Source organism: Planctopirus hydrillae (genome assembly GCF_001707835.1).
Taxonomy (GTDB): domain Bacteria; phylum Planctomycetota; class Planctomycetia; order Planctomycetales; family Planctomycetaceae; genus Planctopirus; species Planctopirus hydrillae.
This window is the reverse complement of the sequence record NZ_LYDR01000144.1, coordinates 1-20,381: the sequence shown is the minus strand read 5'-3', so window position 1 is coordinate 20,381 and position 20,381 is coordinate 1. Positions and strand designations below refer to the sequence as shown.

Below are 20,381 nucleotides of genomic sequence, written 5' to 3'. Positions count from 1 at the left end.
GCGGTGCTCGCTCTTGCGGGCGTGATCGATGGCGATCGATCACCACTCCTTTGATGCTGAAGCCCGAAAAAATGAGGCGAAAGCAAAAGAACGAAATGAAACAGGACAGGAATCAGAATAAAGCACAGGAAATGAAAGACACCATTTAAGTGAAAGTACAGAACAGGAAGAATCACCTCACTGGCAGGGATAAAAGACAGGACTCTGGAAAAGAAGTGTATCTCTCATGGTCGTAACGACCGGAATGGATCAAGGAATTCCGACTGAGGAACAAAATGACCGAAACCAACTCATCGATTGGCCCAGTGCGAACGCACCTGGCTCTATCACCACCGCGATCCGCAGTGGGACGCACACCACCGGGATACCGTGTCCTGCACGTGATCGTGCCGGAACCGATTTTCAACCACGTGAAGGCCCAGGCCTACCTCTCCGGCATGCGGTTCCCCGAGTACGTCGCCCGGTTCCTGAAGGAAGCGTGGCCCCTAACGGACAACCGCCAGCCAGTGGCAACAAGCGAACTACAGGTAGCGGAGATCGTCTCGCCCCAGGATTCCGAGGCCTGACGCTCTCTGTGCCGGTGTTTCGCATAGCGAACCCAAGACCCGCACCTTTGCCGGAGGCCATCGTGACCAGCAGGACAACCGTCATGGACACCGACACCGAACCTGACCCGCAGGTCCGTGTTCAACGTCATGTCTATGACTTCAACGATCTCGCGGGCGGACTCGCCCAACGACTCACCACCATCATGGATGCTCCGGCAGGCTGCCACTACCTGAATCCGGCGGTCTCGGTCTCGTGTTCCCAGCCGACCCCAGCTTTTTTCGCCAAGGTTAAACAGGAGCAGGCTCGCTGGTGTCGGATCGCCAGCCAAACATTCAGAAAACGGGAACGACGAAGTGCCAAGTCGTGGATCAGCCACGAGCGGATCACTAACAAGTATGCCCGCTTCCTGGACCGTGCCGCCTGCTTCACCGGCTTCCTGTTCATCGACGGCAAAGTATCATCGCTTCAGCAGTTGGCAAGATCGTTGAACCTGACAGACCGCGATGTCAGGGCAACCTGAACAGCTACACCGTTTCACAATGAACGTAGGGAATAACTCGACATGAGCAAGCAGCGAAATCAGGGCTACACTGAGGTTTCCGACGTACCAGGGCGATTCTCCAGCAGTGGTGTGAAACGCTCGGGTTTCAACCCCAGCTCTTTGTGAAAGCATTCATGGACGGTAAGCGAATTATCTTTAAGCGGGGACAGACTCCCCGAGGGCCGTCTGATCAGGAGCGAGGCGATGGCAAGGATGTCAGTGCGTTTCCCTCATCCCCTCAAATTGCTCTTGAAAACTTGAGCAATTCTGGGAATTTTCGTCCTAGACGGAGCTGAAAAATGTCGATAAAATTAAGGTTTTGGAGAAGTCCGCCTACGGGATTGTATGGCTAAATCGTTGCTCATCCTGATGCTGATGACGACGCAACTCCTTGCGGGGAGTGGCGGTTCGGTCTATCTCTGCATCTGCAACGACGGCTCATGCACCTGCTTCGATGCTGGCCCGGATTTGTGTACATGCTGTCACGACGAGCACAAAGAGGGCGTCCGCCATTGCTGCGGTGGCTGCGAGAAAGACGGCGACCGTGCTCCGTGCAGCCATCACGACGAAGAGCAGCCGGTCTGCCCCGACGACATTTTTGTTGCGGGCGATCCATGCGGATGCACTCACATTCCTGTCGTGATGTCGTCCGATCAGCCGACGAACGTGGTGCGGCCATCCCGTTCGGTCGAAGGAGAGCGATTATTCTCGCTGATCGCTCTTCTGCCGATGCTGGCCTTTGATCATTACGCTGTCGCACATCCTCCGCTTCGGTGGGCTGACCCACCTGTGGTCCCGGATTTTGCTCTGACCGTCGTCTCCACGGTCGTCATTCGCTGCTAAGCCAGCCTCTCTCTCCTCGGCGTCGTTGTGCTGAGTCGATGACCATCGGTCGTCTTCGACCAATGTGTTCCGCCACGCCTTGTCCTCGTTCCACGAGACGATTCTCGTGTCGTAGCGGGTCGAGGCAACACCCATTCATCTTTTGGGAGAGAGTATGTCCGCTACCGCAACGGCCCCAGCACGTCCATTGGCCACACCTCCGCACATTGAGACTCAACCCGTCGCCCGCCCACGTCGCTCCTGGTGGAAGACGACTCTGAACGCCGTTCCGAACCTTGTCGTCTTTTCGATGCTCGGCGGCGTGATGTATGTCGGCCATCATACCGGCTGGAAGTTGCCGAAGATGTCCGAACTCATGGGAACAACCACAGCCGCCGTCGATGATTGGTGTTCGGAACATCTTGTTCCTGAATCGCAGTGCATCGAATGTCGTACCGACCTGCTGCCCAAGAAAAAGCCGTTTGGCTTCTGTCGGGAGCATGGCGTGGCCGAGTGCGTGATCCATCATCCCGAACTCGCTGAGGTCAAAGGAGAGCCTCAGCTTCCCAAGTACAACACGGCACAGGCTATCGAACTCATCGCTCGCCCGGAGAACAATAGTCGAAGTACGCTGCACACGAGCCGAGTACAGTTCTCGTCCACTGAGGCGGTTACGAAGGCTGGGATCGACATTGATGTAGTGCAAGAGCGTCCCATGCTCGATGCCATCACGGCAAATGGGGAACTCCTCTTCGATCCGACCCGTGTGGGACATCTCTCCTCACGAGTTCCTGGCACGGTTGCTTCCGTGTTCAAGACGGTGGGCGATCCAGTGCGTGCCGGGGAGATTCTCGCCCTCGTCGATGCGTCTCAGGTCGGACAGGCAAAGTCGCAACTGCTTCAGGCGGTCGTCCAGCTTCAATTGCGAAAGACCACAGTCGAGCGTTTGCGACCCATTGCTGGCTCTGGGGCCGTACCACAAAAATCAGTCATTGAGGCGGAAGCCGCTCTCCAAGAGGCGGAAGTTGCTCTGATCTCGACCCGCCAAGCCCTGACGAACCTGGGATTTGAGGTTCCCGATGGTCTCGAAGCCAGTCGTCCGCAGACGCTTGCCGATGAACTTCGCTTTCTGGACATTCCTTCGTCCATGGTTGCCTCGCTTTCATCGGGCACTAAGACCGCAAATCTGATCCCGATCCGTGCGTCTTACGACGGCTTGTTGGTTGCCTCGGAAGTCGTAGCGGGCGAGGTTGTGGACACGACCAGCACGCTTTTTACCGTGAGTGACCCCCGCCGGATGTGGCTTATCCTCAACGTTCGCCAGGAGGACGCCAAGTACGTCCGCCGAGGCCTACCGGTTCGGTTCAATTCCGATAACAGCGATCAGAGCGTGACAGGTCAAGTCGCGTGGATCAGTCCCGCAGTCGATGAGCAAACTCGCACTCTGCGAATTCGGGTCGCCATCGCCAATGAAGATGGCTCGCTACGGGACAAGACATTCGGGACCGGCCGAATCGTCCTACGGGAGGAACAGAATGCCATCACCGTGCCACGAGAGTCCGTGCAATCGACGTCGGATGCTTCGTTCGTCTTCGTGCGTGACAAGAACTACTTCGACGAGCAGTCGCCCAAGTTCTTCCATGTCCGGCAGGTACGCCTCGGAGCAGGGGATGGCCAGTACGTCGAGCTTTTGGCCGGTGTTCTGCCGGGCGAAGTCATCGCCACAAAGGGGAGCAACGTCCTACTCGCTCAACTCCTTCGCAGCAGCCTCGGTGCAGGCTGCGGCTGCCACGAAAACTAAGCGAAGGAGCTTCGGGACGAAATGGACTTCCTCAATCGAATCATCGACTTCTCGCTGCACAACCGCATGCTGGTCATTCTAGGCGTGTTGGCGGCTGGCGTGGCGGGCGTCTTCTCGCTCCAGCATCTCGACATCGACGCCTTCCCGGACACAACTCCGGTGCAGGTGCAGATCAACACAGTCGCACCGGCCCTCAGTCCTGAAGAGGTTGAGCGGCAGATTACGTTCCCCATCGAGCAGGCCATCAGCGGCTTGCCGGGCCTGGAGCAGCTTCGTTCCATTTCCAAGTTCGGAATGTCGCAGGTAGTTGTTGTCTTCAAGGACGGGATTGACATCTATTTCGCCCGGCAACTCATCAACGAGCGGCTCGGTTCGGTCGAGATACCGCAAGGGATTGCTCGCCCGCAGATGGGGCCAGTGGCCACCGGACTCGGCGAGGTCTTCCACTACGTGGTTACGGGCCAAGGAACCGACGTGACGGAACTTCGCACAATCCATGATTGGGTCATCAAGCCACCGATGCGGACGGTACCGGGTACAGCGGAAATCAACAGTTGGGGCGGCTACGTCAAGCAGTATCAAATTCGCCTCAATCCCGACCGACTCATCAAACACGGACTGACCTTCGATCAAGTGGTTGAGGCCGTTCAGAAGAATAATTTCAACGTCGGTGGCGGCAACATCAGCCAACCGAGCGGCATGTTGCTCGTGCAAGGGTTAGGACGCACAACCAACATCGGCCAGATTCAACAAATCGTTCTCGCCGCCACGGACGGCGTGCCGATCCGAGTTTCGGATGTCGGTGAGGTCGTCATCGGCCATGAAATCCGCCGGGGAGCGGTGACGGCCAACGGTCAGGGTGAAGTGGTGCTCGGCCTTGGCTTCATGTTGATGGGTGAGAACAGCCACGAAGTCACCTGGGCCATGAAGGAGAAGCTGAAATCTTTAGAGTCGAGCTTGCCGCCCAACGTCCAGGTCAAGCCGGTCTATGACCGCACGCAACTTGTGGGTTTCGTGATCGACACCGTGCGGAAGAATCTCTTTGAGGGTGGTCTGCTCGTCATTGCCGTGTTGTTTGCGTTCCTGGGCAACCTGCGGGCGGCGACCATCGTGGCGTTAGCCATCCCCCTCTCGATGCTGTTCGCCTTCACCGGGATGTACCGTTTCGGCATCGCCGCTAGTTTGCTCAGCCTTGGGGCCATCGACTTTGGCCTCGTGGTCGATAGCTCTGTCGTGATGATCGAAAACTGCGTGCGGCATCTTGCCCACGACTCCAACAGCGGCAAGTCACGCTTGGACATCATCCGGGACGCCGCCGTGGAGGTTCGTAAACCGACGATGTTCGGCGAACTCATCATTATGATCGTCTATCTTCCGATCCTCACGCTCGAAGGGATCGAAGGGAAGATGTTCCGTCCGATGGCTCTGACGGTCATCTTCGCCCTTATGGGGTCGATGGTCCTGTCGCTAACCCTTATGCCGGTGCTGGCGAGTTTCCTCTTACCGAAGAAAGTCGAGGAGCACGAGCCATTTTTGATGCGGATTGCTCATGCAATTCACTATCCGATTCTTCAATTCGCCATGCACCACAAGCTGGCCGTGATGGGCTTCGCCGCCAGCGTGCTGATTTTGGCGTTCGGGATGATCGCTCCCAATCTGGGTTCGGAGTTTGTCCCCCGGCTCTCGGAGGGAGCCATCGTTGTTGGTGTGATCCGGCTGGCAGGAACAGACCTCAACGAATCGGTTCGTGCAAACACGCAGATGGAGCGGCAACTCCTTTCAGCATTTCCAGATGAGGTCGAGAACGTCTGGAGTCGCATGGGTACTGCTGAGATCGCCACCGATCCGATGGGAGTCGAACTAACGGACATCTTCATCACACTCAAGCCTCGCTCGCGGTGGACGAAAGCCACAACGCAGGCCGGATTGACCGAAAAGCTGGAACGACTGCTTCGGGAATCGAAAGGAGTAAAGCTCGGTTTCTCCCAGCCTATCGAAATGCGAGTAAATGAGATGGTCTCCGGCGTGCGAGCCGATTTGGGAGTGAAACTCTTCGGCGACGACTTCACAGTGCTCGTCAGCAAAGCCCAGGAAATTGAGCGGGTGCTCAACTCAATCGACGGTGCTGCCGACGTGGCCGTGGAGCAGGTTACCGGACAGCCGATGCTCCAGATCAAGGTGAACCAGGACCAGATCGCCCGCTACGGCGTCTCAGCCCAAGAAGTTCTCGATCTCGTAGAGTCCATCGGCAGCAAACCAGTCGGAGAGATCGTTGAAGGACAGCTTCGGTTTCCATTGATCGTGCGGTTGCCGGAAGAGTTTCGGGACAGCCCACAGTCCATTGGCAACATGCTGATTTCGACGCCCAAGGGCGAAAGGATTCCGCTCTCTCGACTGGCTTCGGTCGAGATCGTTGAAGGACCGTCCACGATCACTCGGGAATGGGGACAACGGAGAATCACAATCACCGCCAATGTGCGAGGACGTGACTTGGGGAGCTTCGTGGCCGAAGCTCAGCGGAAAGTCGCCGAGCAGATTTCGCTACCGTCAGCCCGCTACCGGGTGGAGTACGGTGGACAGTTCGAAAATCTTGAACGGGCACAGACTCGGCTCATGATCGTCGTTCCGCTAGCCCTCGTGTTGATCTTCATCCTGCTCTACATGACCTACCATAACGTCGTGGACGCATTACGAGTGTTCACTGGGATTCCGTTCGCTTGGGTCGGCGGCATCTTCGCCCTCTGGCTGCGGGACATGCCGTTCTCGATTTCGGCGGGCATCGGCTTCATTGCCATGTCGGGTGTGGCGGTGCTCGACGACATGATCCTCGTCTCGTACATCCGGCAGCTTCGCCAAAAGGGACTACCGCTGGATGAAGCAGTGACCCAGGCAGCGATCACTCGCCTGCGTCCGGTGCTCATGACGACCCTCGTCGCCAGTCTCGGTTTTCTGCCGATGGCGTTCAGTGAAGGCATGGGGGCCGAAGTGCAACGTCCACTGGCGACCGTCGTCATCGGCGGGGTCATTGGAGCGATGATCATGTCGCTGCTCGTACTGCGTGTGCTGTATCTGATCTTCAACGCTCCCGTGACTCACCATGAGTACCTGGAGCATCACGAAGGAACACCTGCCGAATCTGTATTGGCGGGATCGACTGAGCAACCCTTTTCCGTATGGAGGAACGACGAATGAGAACGGGATTCTGGCTGATGACTTCACTGGTTTTGGCTGTGGCGTTCACAAGCGGCTGCGGACAGAACGGCTCGGCACCGGCCCAGGCCGAGAAGCAAGTGGATGCTCATGACGAGCACAAACACACGGCCTCAACGGAGACCGGTGCGGCCGATCACTCCGGCTGGTGGTGCAACGAACATGGTGTCCCGGAGGAAGTCTGTGCCCTTTGCAACAGCAAAGTGGCAGCGGAGTTTCAAAAGAAGGGGGACTGGTGCAAGGAGCATGACCGTCCCGAATCACAGTGCTTCAAGTGCCACCCAGAACTCGAAGCGAAGTTCGCTGCACAGTATGAGGCCAAGTACGGCAAGAAGCCGCCGACACCTGAAGGCTAACGGCCAGTAGATCGGGCGGGTGTTGAGGAAGGCGGCTCAACGCCCGCCAAGGATCGGCATGAAAATCTGCGACAGGCATCCCGGAGAGATCAAGGAATGAACCATGTTCCAAAATGCAATGGAGTTCTGGAGTCAGAATATTCTGCTGGCTAACACCAGCCATGCAGCCGGTGGCTTCGGTCTTGCAACCGTCTTTCAACGCTATTTGAGCGGCAAAGCAGCAAAGCCGTTCCTGCCGGTGATTGTAGGGTGGATTCTGCTTGCCTTCTGTCTGATCACGCATCTTTATGCGTTCACGAGATAGCAGGCTATCAAGACTCGAACAAGTGATGAGTCCACAATGAAGGCTAGAACGAACAAATGCGATTGAAGTCGATCAGACCTAACGGTTGGGATGCATCTACGCCAACAATGGCCGCTGGTCGAGAGGAGTGACTGGATGACTCGGAACCACATCCTTCAATTTCGTATCGCAGGCATGGACTGCATGGATGAGGTCGCAATTTTGCGGCGTGCCGTGGTACCAGTCGTGGGCAGCGACGACCGACTATCCTTCGACGTACTGAGTCGCCGCATGACGGTGGACATCAGTGGCACCACCGTCGCATCCTCGGCAGTCATGGAAGCGGTCGCCCAAACTGGAATGCGGGCGGAAGTGTGGTCAGAAGGCGACGATCGAGTAGACTCGTCGGCTTGGAACCGGGGTCTTGTTTGGACGGGACTGAGCGGTGGGTTTCTCCTAGTCGCCTTACTGATCCAAGCGGCAGTGGCTTGGCGGTTGGTGTGGGGGCTTCCCTTTGAAGTTATCGAATGGACCGTTCTCGCAGCGTCCATTCTCTGCGGCCTGTGGCTCGTCGCTCCAAAGGCGATTCGGGCGGCAAGAAGTCTGCGGCCCGACATGAACCTGCTAATGACCGTTGCAGTCATCGGGGCCGTCATCATCGGAGAGTATGTGGAAGCGGCGTCGGTTGCCTTTCTTTTTGCGTTGGCCGAATCCCTCGAAGCGTGGAGTATCCGTCGTGCCCATCGAGCCATTACTGCTTTGTTGGACCTCTCTCCTCCTACGGCTCGGCTCATCAAGTCGGACGGCAACGAGGATGTTCGTCCCATCGCGGATGTGCCGGTTCGATCCCATATCATCGTAAAGCCTGGCGAACGGATTCCGCTCGACGGGACGGTTGTTGCTGGAACCAGCCACGTGAATCAAGCACCGATCACCGGCGAGAGCCTTCCTGTTGGAAAACAGGTCGGGGATGCGGTATTTGCAGGAACCGTGAATGGCAACGGGGCATTGGAAGTCGAAACGACGAAAGCGGCGGACGACACGACCGTAGCTCACATCGTTCGCTTGGTGGAAGAAGCCCAAACACGTCGCTCGCCCAGCGAACAATGGGTCGAGCGTTTCGCCCGCTACTACACGCCGACCGTTATGGCAGCGGCTCTGGTGGTGTTTCTCGTACCGCCGCTCGTTCTGGGGCAGGTATGGAACGATTGGCTCTACCGCAGTCTCGTCCTCCTAGTCATTGCCTGTCCATGTGCGTTGGTGATTTCAACTCCCGTGAGCATTGTCGCCGCCTTGGCGGCTGCGGCCCGCCAAGGCGTTCTCATCAAGGGGGGGGTGTACGTCGAAGCCCCTTCTCGGCTCCAAGCCGTCGCCCTGGACAAGACGGGAACTCTCACAGAAGGGCGGCCCAGCGTTCGTGCCGTCATTCCGCTCGACGGACACACGGAAACGGAACTTCTCGAACGGGTCGCTGCCCTCGAAGCACGTAGCGAACACCCGCTCGCCCAGGCGATCTTAGCCCATGCTCGAAGTGCCAGTGTCTCCATCCGGCCTGCTGAGGAATATCAGGAGATTCCCGGCAAAGGAGCATCGGGTCGTTGGAATGGCGAGATGTACTGGCTTGGCTCCGTTCGCCTGCTTCAGGAACGTGGGCAACAGACGCCCGAAGTGCAACAGCAGATCGCCCATCTCGCCGATCAAGGACAGACCGTCGTGGTCGTTGGCAATCAGCGGCATATCTGCGGCCTGCTGGCACTCGCCGATACTGTGCGACCGACAGCCAAAGCGGCTATATCGGAGCTTAAAGCCGCAGGCGTTCGACATGTGATCATGCTCACGGGCGATACGGCAACCACGGCAGAAGCCATCGGACGAGAAGTTGGCGTCGATGAGATTCGAGCCGAACTTCTTCCCGCAGAAAAGGTGCAGGTCGTCGAGAAACTTGTTCAGGAATACAAGTCTGTCGCAATGGTGGGAGATGGCGTGAATGACGCTCCTGCCCTGGCAACCGCCAGCTTGGGTGTGGCGATGGGTGTGGCGGGGAGCGATGCGGCCATTGAGACGGCGGACATCGCTCTCATGTCGAACGACCTGTCGAAGCTGCCGTGGGTTGTTCGGCTGTCTCGACGGACTCTGCGAATCATCAAACAGAACATTTGGTTCTCCTTGTTGGTTAAAGCAGCGTTCGTCGTCCTGACGTTCGTCGGCTATTCGACTCTCTGGGGAGCCATCGCCGCCGACACGGGAGCATCGTTGCTGGTAATTTTCAACGGACTTCGACTGCTCCGGCACTGACCTACTAAATCACTCTTCGCAGGATGCGGAAGGAACTGTCATGGACTCGACGAAATTCATTCTGGCATGGTGTCTCTTGGGATATGCTGTGTGCGGGAACTCAACGACCGGTCAAGAGCCGCTGCCCGCACCGATTCAAGAACAACGGTTTCTGACGTTGGACGATCTCACGAAACTGGGTCTGCAACAGAATCCTGCCTTGCAACGCCTCTCGTTTACTATCGAGGCGGAACGGGGACGAGCGGTACAAGCCGGGCTATTTCCCAATCCTCAATTCAGTGTCTCCGGCGACAACCTGGGTTCTCGAATTGGTCCCGGCGGGCAAATCACGGTCCCGTTCTTCAGTCAAGAGATTGTCACAGCGGGAAAGCTCCGGCTCAGCCGGGCTGTCGTGGAGCGGCAGGTCGATCAGGCGACGTTGGACTTGATGGCCCAGCGATACATTCTTGTGACGACGGTGCGAAGAGGATACTTCGATGTTCTTGCCGTGCAGAAACGTGTGGAAATTCTTGATCAGCTAGTCGCCTTCTCCACGAAATCTGTTGATGTGTCTCAACGACTTCTCGGAGCGAAAGAAGTCGCCGAACTAGACTTGATTCAGTTCCGAGTCGAGCGAAATCGGTTCCGTGCCGAGCGGGATGCTGCACAACGGGAGCTAGCAGCGGCCTTCCGCCGCATGTCCGCCAATCTGGGTGCTCCCAATCTGGCCGTGGTCCCATTGGAAGACTTGTTGATTCTTCCCGACCCCATCTACGAGTTTGAACCGGCAAAGTCGCTCGTCGTGAACACGCATCCGCAACTCAGGTCGGCTCAGGTCGGCGTCGGTCGTGCCCAGGCAGCCCTTCGGCTGGCGGAAGTCCAACCCATCCCCAATGTGACAGTCGGTGCAGGGTACGTTCGGGACAATATCGACCGGCAGGACCAGTGGGCCTTTCAAGTCGGCTTGCCCATCCCAATCTTCAATCGCAATCAAGGCAACATTCGTGCGGCAAGAGCCGTCATCGGGGAAGCGAATCGGCAGGTGAGCGAGACTGAGAATGACCTGATCGCTCGCCTCGCTACTGCCTTCGGTGACTATGCTGCGGCCAAAGAGAGGGTCGATCAGTATCGTGCCGAAATCATCCCTGACGCCCGTAAGGCATATCAGCTTTCCATCGACGCATTTCAAGGAGGAGAGTTTCAGTACCTCAGAGTGCTTCAGGCACAACGCACGGTAGCCGAGACGAACCTCGAATACGTCCGAGCGTTGGGAGAGATGTGGAAGGCTGCCGCCGACATTTCCGGGCTACTCCTCGAAGAGAAATGGCCACAAAGGCAAATCGACGCTATTCCACCGATGCCTGCAGACGATCCGGCTATAGGACGTGCCCGAGTACATGAGTCTGGCAGTTGAGCCTGTAAACAAGGAGACAGCCCCTCTGTGCCCGTAACGATGCTTCATGAGGGTAATAGGATTGGTACAGATCCTTCCCCCAATGGAGCAATCTTTATGGCCCACGAACTCGCGACTACCAATGACCGCACGGCCATGATGTATGCCGGGAAAGTTCCCTGGCATGGACTTGGAACCCGGCTCGACGAACCGGCCACAGCCCGAGAGGCAATCGAAGCGGCGGGGCTGGATTACTTGGCCGAATTGAAGGCGATCAAGACCACAGATGACGTGCCAGTCCCCAGCCGGAAAGCCGTGGTACGGTCGGATTCCGGGGATGTGCTGGGAGTGGTCGGGAATAGCTACGTCCCGGTCCAGAACTACCAGGCGTTCGGGTTTCTCGATGCCGTCGTCGCGGATGGCAGCCTGCGGTATCACACCGCTGGGGCACTTGGAAAAGGGGAGCGGGTCTGGATGTTGGCGAAGCTGCCGGATGACATCCGCGTGAAGGGCTCGGACGACATCACGGAGAAGTATCTGCTGCTGAGCAACTCCCACGACGGCAGTTCATCGCTGCGAGTCCACTTCACGCCCATTCGCGTGGTCTGTTCCAATACGCTCGCCATCGCGGCTCGCAACGGGCGGGGTCAGGGCGTGTCGATCATCCACAAAGGCGATCTGGCCACGAAGGTCCGACAGGCCCAAGAAGTGCTCGGGTTGGCGACACGCTTCTACGATAACGTTCAGGAGCAGATCGACCGACTTGCCCGGCACTACCCCAGCCCGCGTCAGCTGGAAGAATACTTCCGCCAAGTCTACCCCGATTCACCGGAGGGGCCGTCCACGCGGGCGAAGAACATTCGGGAAGAATTCCTGCGACTGTTCGAGCAAGGAATCGGCCACGACATGCCGGAAATTCGTCACACGACTTGGACGGCCCTAAATGCCGTCACGGAATACGTCGATCACTACCGCTCCACTCGTGGTCAGACACCGCAAAATCGAGCCAGCAATAGGCTGGAGTCGGCATGGTTTGGATCGGGGGCACGGATCAAGGAACGAGCCTGGGAGTTGGCCCTGAAGATGGCGGTCTGAGCTCGATCGTCCGATTGCGTCCACAGCGATGCCTTCGTCATCCGGGTAACTGGAGGCGAAGGCATTCTTCATTTCAGGAGCCAAGCATGTTGAAGGTCAATGTCGGACTCAGCCGGAAGCTGTCGCGGGATTACAACTCGACCGGGTTCAGCCTCAATCTCGAACGGGAACTCTGCGTCGGGACGGATGACCCCGAAGTCCTGATCGAGAAGATCAAGGAAGTCTACGACCTCGCTGAAGAGGCTCTGAACCAGCAGATCGAACGGTACGAAGCCGATTCGGCGATCGCCAGCCGGGATGAAGCTCCCCCGCCTCGAAATGGGCAGCAACACAACGGAGCCAATCGGCTACCTCCGTCGAACCCTGAACCGGAACCGCGACCAAAGCCGGAAACTGGCAATGTCCAAGCTCCCAACGGCGATGCGGCGACCAACAAGCAGGTGCAGTATCTGCTGAATCTCGGCAAGCGATATGGTCTGACCCCGCCGCAGCTGGAAGGCCGGATTGAGACCATCCTGGGCAAGCGGATCGGCGTCTACGACCTGACCAAGAAGGAAGCCGGGGACGTGATCGATGCCCTGAGCCAGAACGGTTCACCAGCCACAAATGGCAACGGTCGCACCCGAGCCAGCATGGACCCTCAATTCGCCTGGAATGAACTTCTTGACGCCGTGGCCGAAGACGATCTCGCCGAAGCCGAGTTAAGAGCGGAGGCTCTGGTCACCTGGCTCGACCGGAAAGGGTTTCCGCCGCAGACATCGTTGCGGGTGCTCCCCAGTCACTGGGATGAAGCCATCTGCCGATATGTCTGCCGCAAAGTCATGGCTTCGGCACCATCCCATAAGAGAGGAATCGGATGAGCCAATCCCGGCCCCACTGGAGCTACAGTGCGATCAGCCAGTATCTCCGTTGCCCGCTTCAGTACTACTTTCAGCGGACTCTCGGAATTCCCAGCCGCACCACCAGCAGTGGACTGGCCCTCGGCTCTGCCGTGCATGCCGGTCTGGCCGAATACCACCGGCGATTGATGGAGCGGCAGGAAACCAGTCCGGAAGCTGTCACCAAGGCCTTTCGAGATGACTGGCACGAGCGGGAGACCCGTGAAGCCATCCAGTTCCGTGATGGTGATTCCCGTGACGACTGCATCGCTCAGGGCGTTCATTTGCTGGAACTCTACCTGAAGGAGTCACCGCCTGAGCGAATCGTCGCGGTCGAGCTTCGCTTCATGGCTCCGCTCTGCAACAGCCGCGGGGAGTATCTCGAAACGCCGCTCGTCGCCATCACGGACCTGATTACGGGCACCGAAGACGGGTTACGGGTGCAGGAGTTCAAAACCAGCGGGCGGTCCTATTCGGAGTTCGATGTCGCGTCGTCGCTGCAACCGACCTGTTACGTCCACGCGGTGCGGGAATGTCTGGGGCAGGAAACGTCTGTCGAATACACAGTTCTGGTGAAGACGAAGACGCCCAAGGTCCAGCGGCTCCAGACCAGTCGATACGCCGAGGACTGCGGACGACTTGGCGACCTGGTGCAGTCGATCCAGCGGGCGGTCGATCTGGGTATCTTCTATCCCGTCGAAAGCCCGATGAACTGCTCGACTTGTCCCTATCGGCAGCCGTGTCGGGACTGGGGGCAATCAAATCGGCCCATCGAAGCCGCGGAACTGGTCCCACTGGAAATACCGCAGGAGGCGTTGGCATGCTCACCGAACTGAATGGCAAGGGAGGCTGTCTCTGCGAACCGGCTCGCCTGGGAGAACTTCGTTGTCCGTTGATAGTCCGGCCCACCAGCGAAGATGTCGTCACCGGACAAATGTTCGGGGCGTTAAAGGTGCTCAATCCCCGCTGGTGGCTGCCGGACCTTCTCAACAAGGCTCTGGAGGCGGAACGGTTCCGCAAGCAGGTCTATCGGGACCTCCGCATCGAACTCTGGCAGAAGCAACGGACATACCCGCGTCAGCACCTGCCCTGGGATGAAGGACAAACCGAGGTCGATGTCGTCATCACCTGGGAGAACCCGGCGACGACCGTCTTCATTGAAATGAAATACGGCTCACATCTCTCCGCCACAACCACCCACAATGACGGGACCGACGGGTATCCGTCCGACCAACTGATCCGGAATGCCCGCGTGGGACTGCGGGAGAACGGCTGGTTCGACGAAGACCTGCTGTTCGAGCTTCCAAAGAGGGATTTTGTGCTGATCCTGCTGACACCCACGCGAGGCAATCCGCTCGTCACGGACTACCAGAATCCGGATCGACTCCGGACAGCCATCCCCCACGGCGAACGTCTGACAGCACTTCCGAGATCCCCGTTCATCGGAGAACTGAGCTATCGAGACGTGAGCGACCTCCTGAGTCAGCAACGCCGTTGGTTCAGCCCAGCCGAGCGGACTTTGATCGACGGCCTGAACGAGTACCTCGCCTTCAAACTCGCCCAACTCAAGGCAGGCAACGGTCATGGCCACGACTGAGCCGGTCCTGTTCGACGATTCTCTGGAAGCCCGACAAGCGGCCTTTCAGGCGTGGGCAGAAACCGTTCGCGATCCGGCCCGAGCCCACTCGGAAGGACTCCGGGAACTGATCGTTCTGAACGGAGCGGCTATCGCCGATTATGAGGTCGCACCGCTGCCCAATGGTCGGTGGGCTGTCACAGTCCACTGCTCATATCACTGCGGTCACTTTCATGGGACAGGCATCCCCTGGACCGCATTCGACAGTCGGGATGCCTGTATCGAATTCTTCCTGACGACGGCCCGCAGGCACTTCGGCTATGCCATCGGGCCAGACGGTTCCGACCTGCAACGTCGAGCTCAGGCCGAAATGGCGGGAGTTCTGCAAGGCGGCCTCTTCGGATTCATCGAGCCGCTTCCTTCCCGAGGGTATCAAGGGCAGAAGCGACACACACTTTTCACGCACGAGGAGAAAGACGATGGCGAAGACGAAACAGCAACCGGCTCACGAAATTCGGATGGGAGCGATCAAGGCGACGATCTGGGAGAACCAGACGCAGACCGGGACGCGGCACAACGTGACCGTCAGCCGCATCTACAAGGATGGTGAGGAATGGAAGCAGACCGAAAGCTTCGGTCGAGATGACCTGCCACTGCTGGCCAAGGTGGTTGACCTCGCCCATACCTGGATTTTCGAGCAGGGGGTCTGAAAGGGAGTGGAAAGTCGACTCAGCCCGAACCGGGTGGCTCTGCCCCGCGTCTGGCACTCCCATCCCAGACACTGATGAACCGGAGGGCAACAACGACGATGGCCAAAAAACAACCTGCGAAACGAGTCCCGAAGCGGTCGGGTCCACCCGCGACGAAGAAAGATCGGCCGGACCGCGATCGTCGCGTGCGGCAGGCGGATCGACTGGCTCGAATTCTGCGGGTGCTGGAACTGGTTCAAAGTCGAGGACGATGGACCACGAAGGCCATCGCCGAAGAAATCGAATGCTCTGAACGAACAGTCTATCGAGACCTGGACGTGCTCCGGTTCGCAGGCATCCCCTATTTCCGCGAAGGGGACCAGCAGTTCATCCGCATCCGGCCGGACTTCAAATTCCCGGTGATGACGTTGACCGAGGATGAAGTTCTGGGGCTGTCACTGGCCACCGCAATGACGAATGCCCGTGGTCTGGATGTCACCAAGGGGGCGACCCCGACAACGATGAAACTGGCAGCGGTTTCATCGGAAGACACCCAGGAACTGATCGAAGATGCCCTGCGATTAGTCAGTGTTCTCGACCTCAAGCTAGCCGACCACAGCCGCCATCACGAAGCCATCAAGACGGTGCAACTGGCTCTCGTCCAACGCAAGCAGATTACGGGCCTTTATGAAAGCCCTTACGAAGCGAATCCCGTCAAACTCAAGCTCCATCCGTACCATCTCTGCCTGATCAAGAACGCGTGGTATGTGATCGGCAGGACGGCCGAGGACGCAACGCCGCGGACATACCGCATCGCCCGGTTCAAAGCTTTGCGGGCAGTGGAAGACTCCGCCGAAGTCCCTGCCGAGTTCGACCTCCGCGAATACCTCGGCGACGCGTGGTCGGTCTACCGAGGCGAACAGACCTACGACATCGAACTCCAGTTTGGCTCCGCCGTGGCCAAGATCGTGACGGAAACGATCTGGCACCACACGCAGACGGCCAAGACCCATCGGGACGGCAATGTCACCCTGACATTTCGCGTGGATGGGCTCAACGAAATTCTGAACTGGATCCTGTCATGGTCCGGAAAAGTGACCGTGGTGAACCCGCCTGAACTCCGGACGCTCTTCATTCAGACCCTGCAATCTGCCATTCAAATGCAGACCGTCTCCAACGGCGTCTGACCCGCGTCTGTCGGGTTCCTCGGGTATCAGGTGGAGCAAGGTCGATGGGTCTGTGATCGCGGATCACGCCCGATCTCATTCTCCTGAACTGAAGGAATTCCCGAGATGAAATGGCAAAGTGCGTGGCTGCTGGCAATGGCTCTGATGGTGGGCTGCTCAACGAATTCCGTCGGGACAGAAGCGGCTGCCCGGAACTTCTTTCATGCGGAGTTCCAGAAGTGGATCGCCGGTGAGTCGAATGCCGTCGCCACGAAGCAGTCACAGCGATTGCTGCTCGCTCCGCCGATCAGTTACGACATCCGCAGCGTGGCCAAGAGTGAACCCGACTTCCTCGCCAGCCGGAACATGAAAGAGATTCCTACTGACTGGCAGACCTGGCCGGCCTTCAAACTGAATGTTGCCATCGAGTGGAAGTCGGAAGACGGTTCGCCGATGACGAAGGTGACCACGTACTTGCTTACCTGGAACAGTGCCGAGCAGCGGTGGTATGCGACCGACGTTTTCTAAAAGACTGCTGGTGCAGGTTCGACTGACCCACCCGTGTCCGACCTGAATGTTATCTATAGAGCCTGCTGGCTTCCGGAGTGACGCAAGCCCCGCGATGGGGAGGCGAGTCGGCACAATCCCGTTGGCAACCGACCGTGAATTCTCGGATTCACCAAGCCGGCCCGACCAACACAACTGGGGTGACGACCGACGACATGCCATGAACCAACCGATGCACTCCGGAAGCCAGTCTTATTCTCACCATCAACCGACCATTGGCCGCGTAGACGATAAGGGACTGAATGCCGCAAACAACCGCCTGGGCCACGGTCCTCTTTCATCACGAACGCGGAGCACTGAACCGAGTCACTCCCGCCAAGGCTTATGGTTTTCACGTGGGCATCTGGTGGCAAAACGATCGACAACTTGTGGCGTTCCGGCAACCGGTCACGGAAATCGAGACCACAGGGCATCTCGTGGATTCCGACCTGACGCATGATTCCGCCTGGGAAACCGCCCGGTGGGAGCTTCTCCCTCCCCCCACCGTCGAGTACTTCCAGATTCCTCGTGGCCGAATCCTGTGGGATACCGTGCATCGGTCCGGGATCGTCTATCACGGCAACTCGACGTCGGAAGCTGTCTTCAAAGAACTTGCCCGGCTGTATGGACTCCCTCGCTGGGAAGCCCGGTTGGACGAGCACTACCTGACCGGGGAAGCCCTGGAAGAGTTCTATCGGCTGGAATGATCGCTGACCGCCAACGACGACATCGATCCTTCCGTCCCTCAGTCTGAAGGTTAAGACCTATGCCCCGTCCACGCGAAGTCTACACATTCACCCACGCGGTTCTTCTGACCGGAATGGTCGCTGGTGCCGCAGCATTCATGTACGCCGCTCGGCACAAAAACGACGACCTCGTGTGGTTCATGGAGCACTGGGGTCTCTACATCGGCATGGTCGCCACGGTCGGCATGTTCCTGCTCGGTCTATCGCTGATCGGAAAGCCGATCTACGACGACGAAACACATCAGGAGCGTGAAGCTGAACACAATCGTGCCGTGTTCGAGTGGAACCGCAAAAGCCCCGAAGAACGGGCCATCATTATAGCCGCCCGGCAGAACGAGTTGCTGCAACTGACACAGATCCTGCAGAACAACACGATCATCCAAAACCAGGAACAGGCAAAGCCCAAGCGGCGGTACTGAACTGCAATCCGGCGGACACGCAGACTCGGAACAAGCACGCGGCTTCGCAGGAAGGAATCAGGAATCCATGCACGTCACAATTTATCGAGGAACCCATGAGATCGGTGGCAATTGCATCGAGATCGCCACCAATCACAGCCGGATCATCCTCGACATCGGAATGCCTCTGTTCAACGAGGATCGCGAGCCGCACGACACCGGGGCCTTACGACGGCAGACCACGGATCAGCTTCGTCAGAGCGGAGTGTTGCCCAATGTCCCCGGCCTGTTCGACGAATCAAACTCCCGCCCCGATGCGATACTTCTCTCCCACGCTCACGAGGACCACACCGGACTGCTCGGCCATTCCCACCCGGACATTCCGATCTACTCCAGTATCGGAACGAGCAAGATGATGCTGGCCGGGGCCAAGTTTGCGGGTCAGCCAGTCCTGCCGCGGGAACGACAGCAAGACCTGACTTCCGGGCAGCCGGTTCAGATCGGTGAGTTCACGATCACGCCGTTCTCGGTCGACCACTCGATTTACGGCGGTCAGGCGTTCCTGATCGAAGCTGCGGGCAAGACAATTCTCTATTCGGGAGACCTGAGGCTTCACGGACGAAAACCGGGCATGCACCGGGCCTTGGTCGAAGCCATCAAGCCCCGCAACATCGACCTGCTCCTGATGGAAGGGACGCATATCGGGCACCCTGACCACCGGGGACCGAACGAGTACGACCTGGAAAAACAGATCGCCGAGTTTATTCAATCGGCACCGGGGCTGGTGCTGGCCTCGTTCTCACCGCAACACGTCGACCGACTGGTCGGGTTTCTCAGGGCGACCAAGAAGGCTGGCAGAACCTTCGTCGCCGACGCCTACACCGCCTTCGTCATGCACCTGATCGCCTCAGAAACACCGATCCCGAGGCCGGAATCCACCGAGTGGGTGAAAGTTTTCTTTCCAAAATTCTTCGAGGAAAGTTACCGGAGAAAACAACTCGAAAACCATTTTGTTTTAATGTCCCCGGCCAGGATTGGGATGAACGAAATCCGGGCCAATCCATCCCGTTACGTGATGCTCTTCCGCCCTAGCATGCTGGACAGCGACTTCGGCGGCAGCCTGCCGGAACGCACCCGCTGCCTCTACTCTCGCTGGGAAGGCTATCTCGAACGACCCGACTCGCAGCTGGTGACCACAGCCCTGGAAAACGCGGGTGGTGACCTGACCAAGGTCCACACGAGCGGTCATATTCATGCAGGCGACATCGCCGACCTGATCCAGCAGATCAACGCCAAGCAGGTCATCCCGATCCACACCTTTGAGCCAGAGCGGTTTCAGGCCATCGCCAGCAACGTCCGAGTTCTGGCAGACGGCGTACCAATAGTCTTCTGAGCTGGTGACCGTATCAAGCAATCGGCGGAAATCCGACCATCGGCTGAACCGCCAGACCATCGACGTTCTGGTCATGGCCACTGATGCTGACGAACGAAACAGGAAGCTGTGCCCTCCTGAATTCAGAGAGCAGCTTCTGGAAAGATTCCCAAGTCTCAACGGTGACTGTCAGCCCCTTATTCGTCACCCGCAGCCAGTCGATCCAAAAACTGGCAGGAGCAGCAGCGACCAACGGGACTTTCGATAACCTCAATGGCACCTGATCGATAACCTGATCGGGAAGCTCAAGTTCTTGCAGACGGGCAACCCACGCCGTTCGGAAATGGCTCCAATTCTTCTGGAGAGCAATTGCGTATGCTGCCGCTTCCAGCACCATACGCAGCGGAGTTTCGGTTGCCCGAGTCTTCCCATCGGCATCTGCGTCGGGAGCCTTCTTCAGTTCGACAACCACGGGCAGGCCATTTTTCGCCACCCCGAGCAGATCAATGTATCCCCACCTGTCTTTCTTCTGCTGGTCGAACAGCGGGACCTGACACGCCACAAGACGAGTCCAGGCATCGGGAATCGGCCACATTCCCGCCGTCCCCCAGCGTCGCATCATGGCTGAGTTCATCCCCCGAGCGAATCATGGCCACGCCTTGAGAGAAGAGCAGCGTCGCCATCAG

General features: G+C 58.1%; 21 protein-coding genes. 20 read left to right on the top strand and 1 reads right to left on the bottom strand.

The window, feature by feature from the left end; genetic code table 11:
• Positions 1-275: 275 nt before the first annotated feature.
• From A6X21_RS24415 to A6X21_RS17205, 20 genes are all read left to right on the top strand, one after another.
• Entirely contained in the window at positions 276-566 is a 291-nt protein-coding gene (locus tag A6X21_RS24415; RefSeq protein ID WP_131818403.1) for a hypothetical protein, read from the top strand.
• Positions 567-649: 83 nt separating this feature from the next.
• Positions 650-1,069, top strand: a complete 420-nt coding sequence (locus A6X21_RS17295) for a hypothetical protein (protein WP_068850326.1) — start codon at positions 650-652, stop codon at positions 1,067-1,069.
• A gap of 366 nt (positions 1,070-1,435) precedes the next feature.
• On the top strand, positions 1,436-1,933 hold the full coding sequence (locus tag A6X21_RS17290; protein WP_068850324.1) for a hypothetical protein: 498 nt from the start codon (positions 1,436-1,438) through the stop codon (positions 1,931-1,933).
• A gap of 154 nt (positions 1,934-2,087) precedes the next feature.
• Positions 2,088-3,713: an efflux RND transporter periplasmic adaptor subunit gene (locus A6X21_RS17285; protein ID WP_068850322.1), complete on the top strand. Its 1,626-nt coding sequence runs from the start codon at positions 2,088-2,090 to the stop codon at positions 3,711-3,713.
• Between the two features lie 21 nt (positions 3,714-3,734).
• Entirely contained in the window at positions 3,735-6,905 is a 3,171-nt protein-coding gene (locus A6X21_RS17280; RefSeq protein ID WP_083233695.1) for an efflux RND transporter permease subunit, read from the top strand.
• Positions 6,902-7,279: a hypothetical protein gene (locus A6X21_RS17275; protein ID WP_068850320.1), complete on the top strand. Its 378-nt coding sequence runs from the start codon at positions 6,902-6,904 to the stop codon at positions 7,277-7,279. The genes A6X21_RS17280 and A6X21_RS17275 overlap by 4 nt, the downstream gene beginning before the upstream one ends.
• Before the next feature lie 103 nt (positions 7,280-7,382).
• Positions 7,383-7,583 carry a hypothetical protein gene (locus A6X21_RS17270; protein WP_068850318.1) on the top strand — a complete coding sequence of 67 codons (201 nt, stop codon included), beginning with the start codon at positions 7,383-7,385 and terminating at the stop codon, positions 7,581-7,583.
• A 183-nt stretch (positions 7,584-7,766) separates the two neighbouring features.
• Positions 7,767-9,857: a heavy metal translocating P-type ATPase gene (locus A6X21_RS17265; protein ID WP_205847489.1), complete on the top strand. Its 2,091-nt coding sequence runs from the start codon at positions 7,767-7,769 to the stop codon at positions 9,855-9,857.
• A gap of 40 nt (positions 9,858-9,897) precedes the next feature.
• The gene (locus A6X21_RS17260; RefSeq protein ID WP_068850316.1) at positions 9,898-11,250 is read left to right on the top strand and encodes a TolC family protein; all 1,353 of its coding nucleotides are present in this window, start codon (positions 9,898-9,900) and stop codon (positions 11,248-11,250) included.
• Between the two features lie 96 nt (positions 11,251-11,346).
• A complete protein-coding gene (locus A6X21_RS17255; RefSeq protein ID WP_068850314.1) occupies positions 11,347-12,324 on the top strand; it encodes a DUF932 domain-containing protein in 978 nt (325 codons plus the stop codon).
• A gap of 86 nt (positions 12,325-12,410) precedes the next feature.
• The gene (locus A6X21_RS17250) at positions 12,411-13,184 is read left to right on the top strand and encodes a hypothetical protein (RefSeq protein ID WP_068850312.1); all 774 of its coding nucleotides are present in this window, start codon (positions 12,411-12,413) and stop codon (positions 13,182-13,184) included.
• Positions 13,181-14,038 carry a RecB family exonuclease gene (locus A6X21_RS17245; protein ID WP_068850310.1) on the top strand — a complete coding sequence of 286 codons (858 nt, stop codon included), beginning with the start codon at positions 13,181-13,183 and terminating at the stop codon, positions 14,036-14,038. Before A6X21_RS17250 ends, A6X21_RS17245 begins: the two co-directional genes overlap by 4 nt.
• Positions 14,023-14,799 (top strand): hypothetical protein, encoded by a 777-nt coding sequence (locus A6X21_RS17240; RefSeq protein ID WP_068850307.1) that lies wholly within the window; start codon positions 14,023-14,025, stop codon positions 14,797-14,799. Before A6X21_RS17245 ends, A6X21_RS17240 begins: the two co-directional genes overlap by 16 nt.
• Positions 14,786-15,388: a hypothetical protein gene (locus A6X21_RS25060; RefSeq protein WP_205847488.1), complete on the top strand. Its 603-nt coding sequence runs from the start codon at positions 14,786-14,788 to the stop codon at positions 15,386-15,388. The genes A6X21_RS17240 and A6X21_RS25060 overlap by 14 nt, the downstream gene beginning before the upstream one ends.
• Positions 15,357-15,488, top strand: a complete 132-nt coding sequence (locus A6X21_RS25350; protein WP_261340650.1) for a hypothetical protein — start codon at positions 15,357-15,359, stop codon at positions 15,486-15,488. Before A6X21_RS25060 ends, A6X21_RS25350 begins: the two co-directional genes overlap by 32 nt.
• A gap of 98 nt (positions 15,489-15,586) precedes the next feature.
• Positions 15,587-16,654, top strand: a complete 1,068-nt coding sequence (locus tag A6X21_RS17225) for a helix-turn-helix transcriptional regulator (protein ID WP_068850301.1) — start codon at positions 15,587-15,589, stop codon at positions 16,652-16,654.
• A gap of 105 nt (positions 16,655-16,759) precedes the next feature.
• A complete protein-coding gene (locus A6X21_RS17220; protein ID WP_068850299.1) occupies positions 16,760-17,161 on the top strand; it encodes a hypothetical protein in 402 nt (133 codons plus the stop codon).
• A gap of 281 nt (positions 17,162-17,442) precedes the next feature.
• Entirely contained in the window at positions 17,443-17,886 is a 444-nt protein-coding gene (locus A6X21_RS17215) for a hypothetical protein (RefSeq protein WP_068850297.1), read from the top strand.
• 59 nt (positions 17,887-17,945) lie between these two features.
• Entirely contained in the window at positions 17,946-18,344 is a 399-nt protein-coding gene (locus tag A6X21_RS17210; protein ID WP_068850295.1) for a hypothetical protein, read from the top strand.
• A 67-nt stretch (positions 18,345-18,411) separates the two neighbouring features.
• Positions 18,412-19,716, top strand: coding sequence for an MBL fold metallo-hydrolase (locus tag A6X21_RS17205; protein WP_068850292.1), 1,305 nt, complete (start codon positions 18,412-18,414; stop codon positions 19,714-19,716).
• A gap of 13 nt (positions 19,717-19,729) precedes the next feature.
• Here A6X21_RS17205 and A6X21_RS17200 read toward each other — a convergent pair whose 3' ends face one another.
• Complete coding sequence (locus A6X21_RS17200) at positions 19,730-20,317, bottom strand: hypothetical protein (protein ID WP_131818401.1); 588 nt, start codon at positions 20,315-20,317, stop codon at positions 19,730-19,732.
• Between the last annotated feature and the right edge of the window lie 64 nt (positions 20,318-20,381).

Excerpts from the sequence above, each read along its gene's own strand:
- A6X21_RS24415 (WP_131818403.1), top strand. The coding sequence starts at position 276 with ATGACCGAAACCAACTCATCGATTGGCCCAGTGCGAACGCACCTGGCT.
- A6X21_RS17295 (WP_068850326.1), top strand. The coding sequence starts at position 650 with ATGGACACCGACACCGAACCTGACCCGCAGGTCCGTGTTCAACGTCAT.
- A6X21_RS17290 (WP_068850324.1), top strand. The coding sequence starts at position 1,436 with ATGGCTAAATCGTTGCTCATCCTGATGCTGATGACGACGCAACTCCTT.
- A6X21_RS17285 (WP_068850322.1), top strand. The coding sequence starts at position 2,088 with ATGTCCGCTACCGCAACGGCCCCAGCACGTCCATTGGCCACACCTCCG.
- A6X21_RS17280 (WP_083233695.1), top strand. The coding sequence starts at position 3,735 with ATGGACTTCCTCAATCGAATCATCGACTTCTCGCTGCACAACCGCATG.
- A6X21_RS17275 (WP_068850320.1), top strand. The coding sequence starts at position 6,902 with ATGAGAACGGGATTCTGGCTGATGACTTCACTGGTTTTGGCTGTGGCG.
- A6X21_RS17270 (WP_068850318.1), top strand. The coding sequence starts at position 7,383 with ATGTTCCAAAATGCAATGGAGTTCTGGAGTCAGAATATTCTGCTGGCT.
- A6X21_RS17265 (WP_205847489.1), top strand. The coding sequence starts at position 7,767 with ATGGATGAGGTCGCAATTTTGCGGCGTGCCGTGGTACCAGTCGTGGGC.
- A6X21_RS17260 (WP_068850316.1), top strand. The coding sequence starts at position 9,898 with ATGGACTCGACGAAATTCATTCTGGCATGGTGTCTCTTGGGATATGCT.
- A6X21_RS17255 (WP_068850314.1), top strand. The coding sequence starts at position 11,347 with ATGGCCCACGAACTCGCGACTACCAATGACCGCACGGCCATGATGTAT.
- A6X21_RS17250 (WP_068850312.1), top strand. The coding sequence starts at position 12,411 with ATGTTGAAGGTCAATGTCGGACTCAGCCGGAAGCTGTCGCGGGATTAC.
- A6X21_RS17245 (WP_068850310.1), top strand. The coding sequence starts at position 13,181 with ATGAGCCAATCCCGGCCCCACTGGAGCTACAGTGCGATCAGCCAGTAT.
- A6X21_RS17240 (WP_068850307.1), top strand. The coding sequence starts at position 14,023 with ATGCTCACCGAACTGAATGGCAAGGGAGGCTGTCTCTGCGAACCGGCT.
- A6X21_RS25060 (WP_205847488.1), top strand. The coding sequence starts at position 14,786 with ATGGCCACGACTGAGCCGGTCCTGTTCGACGATTCTCTGGAAGCCCGA.
- A6X21_RS17225 (WP_068850301.1), top strand. The coding sequence starts at position 15,587 with ATGGCCAAAAAACAACCTGCGAAACGAGTCCCGAAGCGGTCGGGTCCA.
- A6X21_RS17220 (WP_068850299.1), top strand. The coding sequence starts at position 16,760 with ATGAAATGGCAAAGTGCGTGGCTGCTGGCAATGGCTCTGATGGTGGGC.
- A6X21_RS17215 (WP_068850297.1), top strand. The coding sequence starts at position 17,443 with ATGCCGCAAACAACCGCCTGGGCCACGGTCCTCTTTCATCACGAACGC.
- A6X21_RS17210 (WP_068850295.1), top strand. The coding sequence starts at position 17,946 with ATGCCCCGTCCACGCGAAGTCTACACATTCACCCACGCGGTTCTTCTG.
- A6X21_RS17205 (WP_068850292.1), top strand. The coding sequence starts at position 18,412 with ATGCACGTCACAATTTATCGAGGAACCCATGAGATCGGTGGCAATTGC.
- A6X21_RS17200 (WP_131818401.1), bottom strand. The coding sequence starts at position 20,317 with ATGATGCGACGCTGGGGGACGGCGGGAATGTGGCCGATTCCCGATGCC.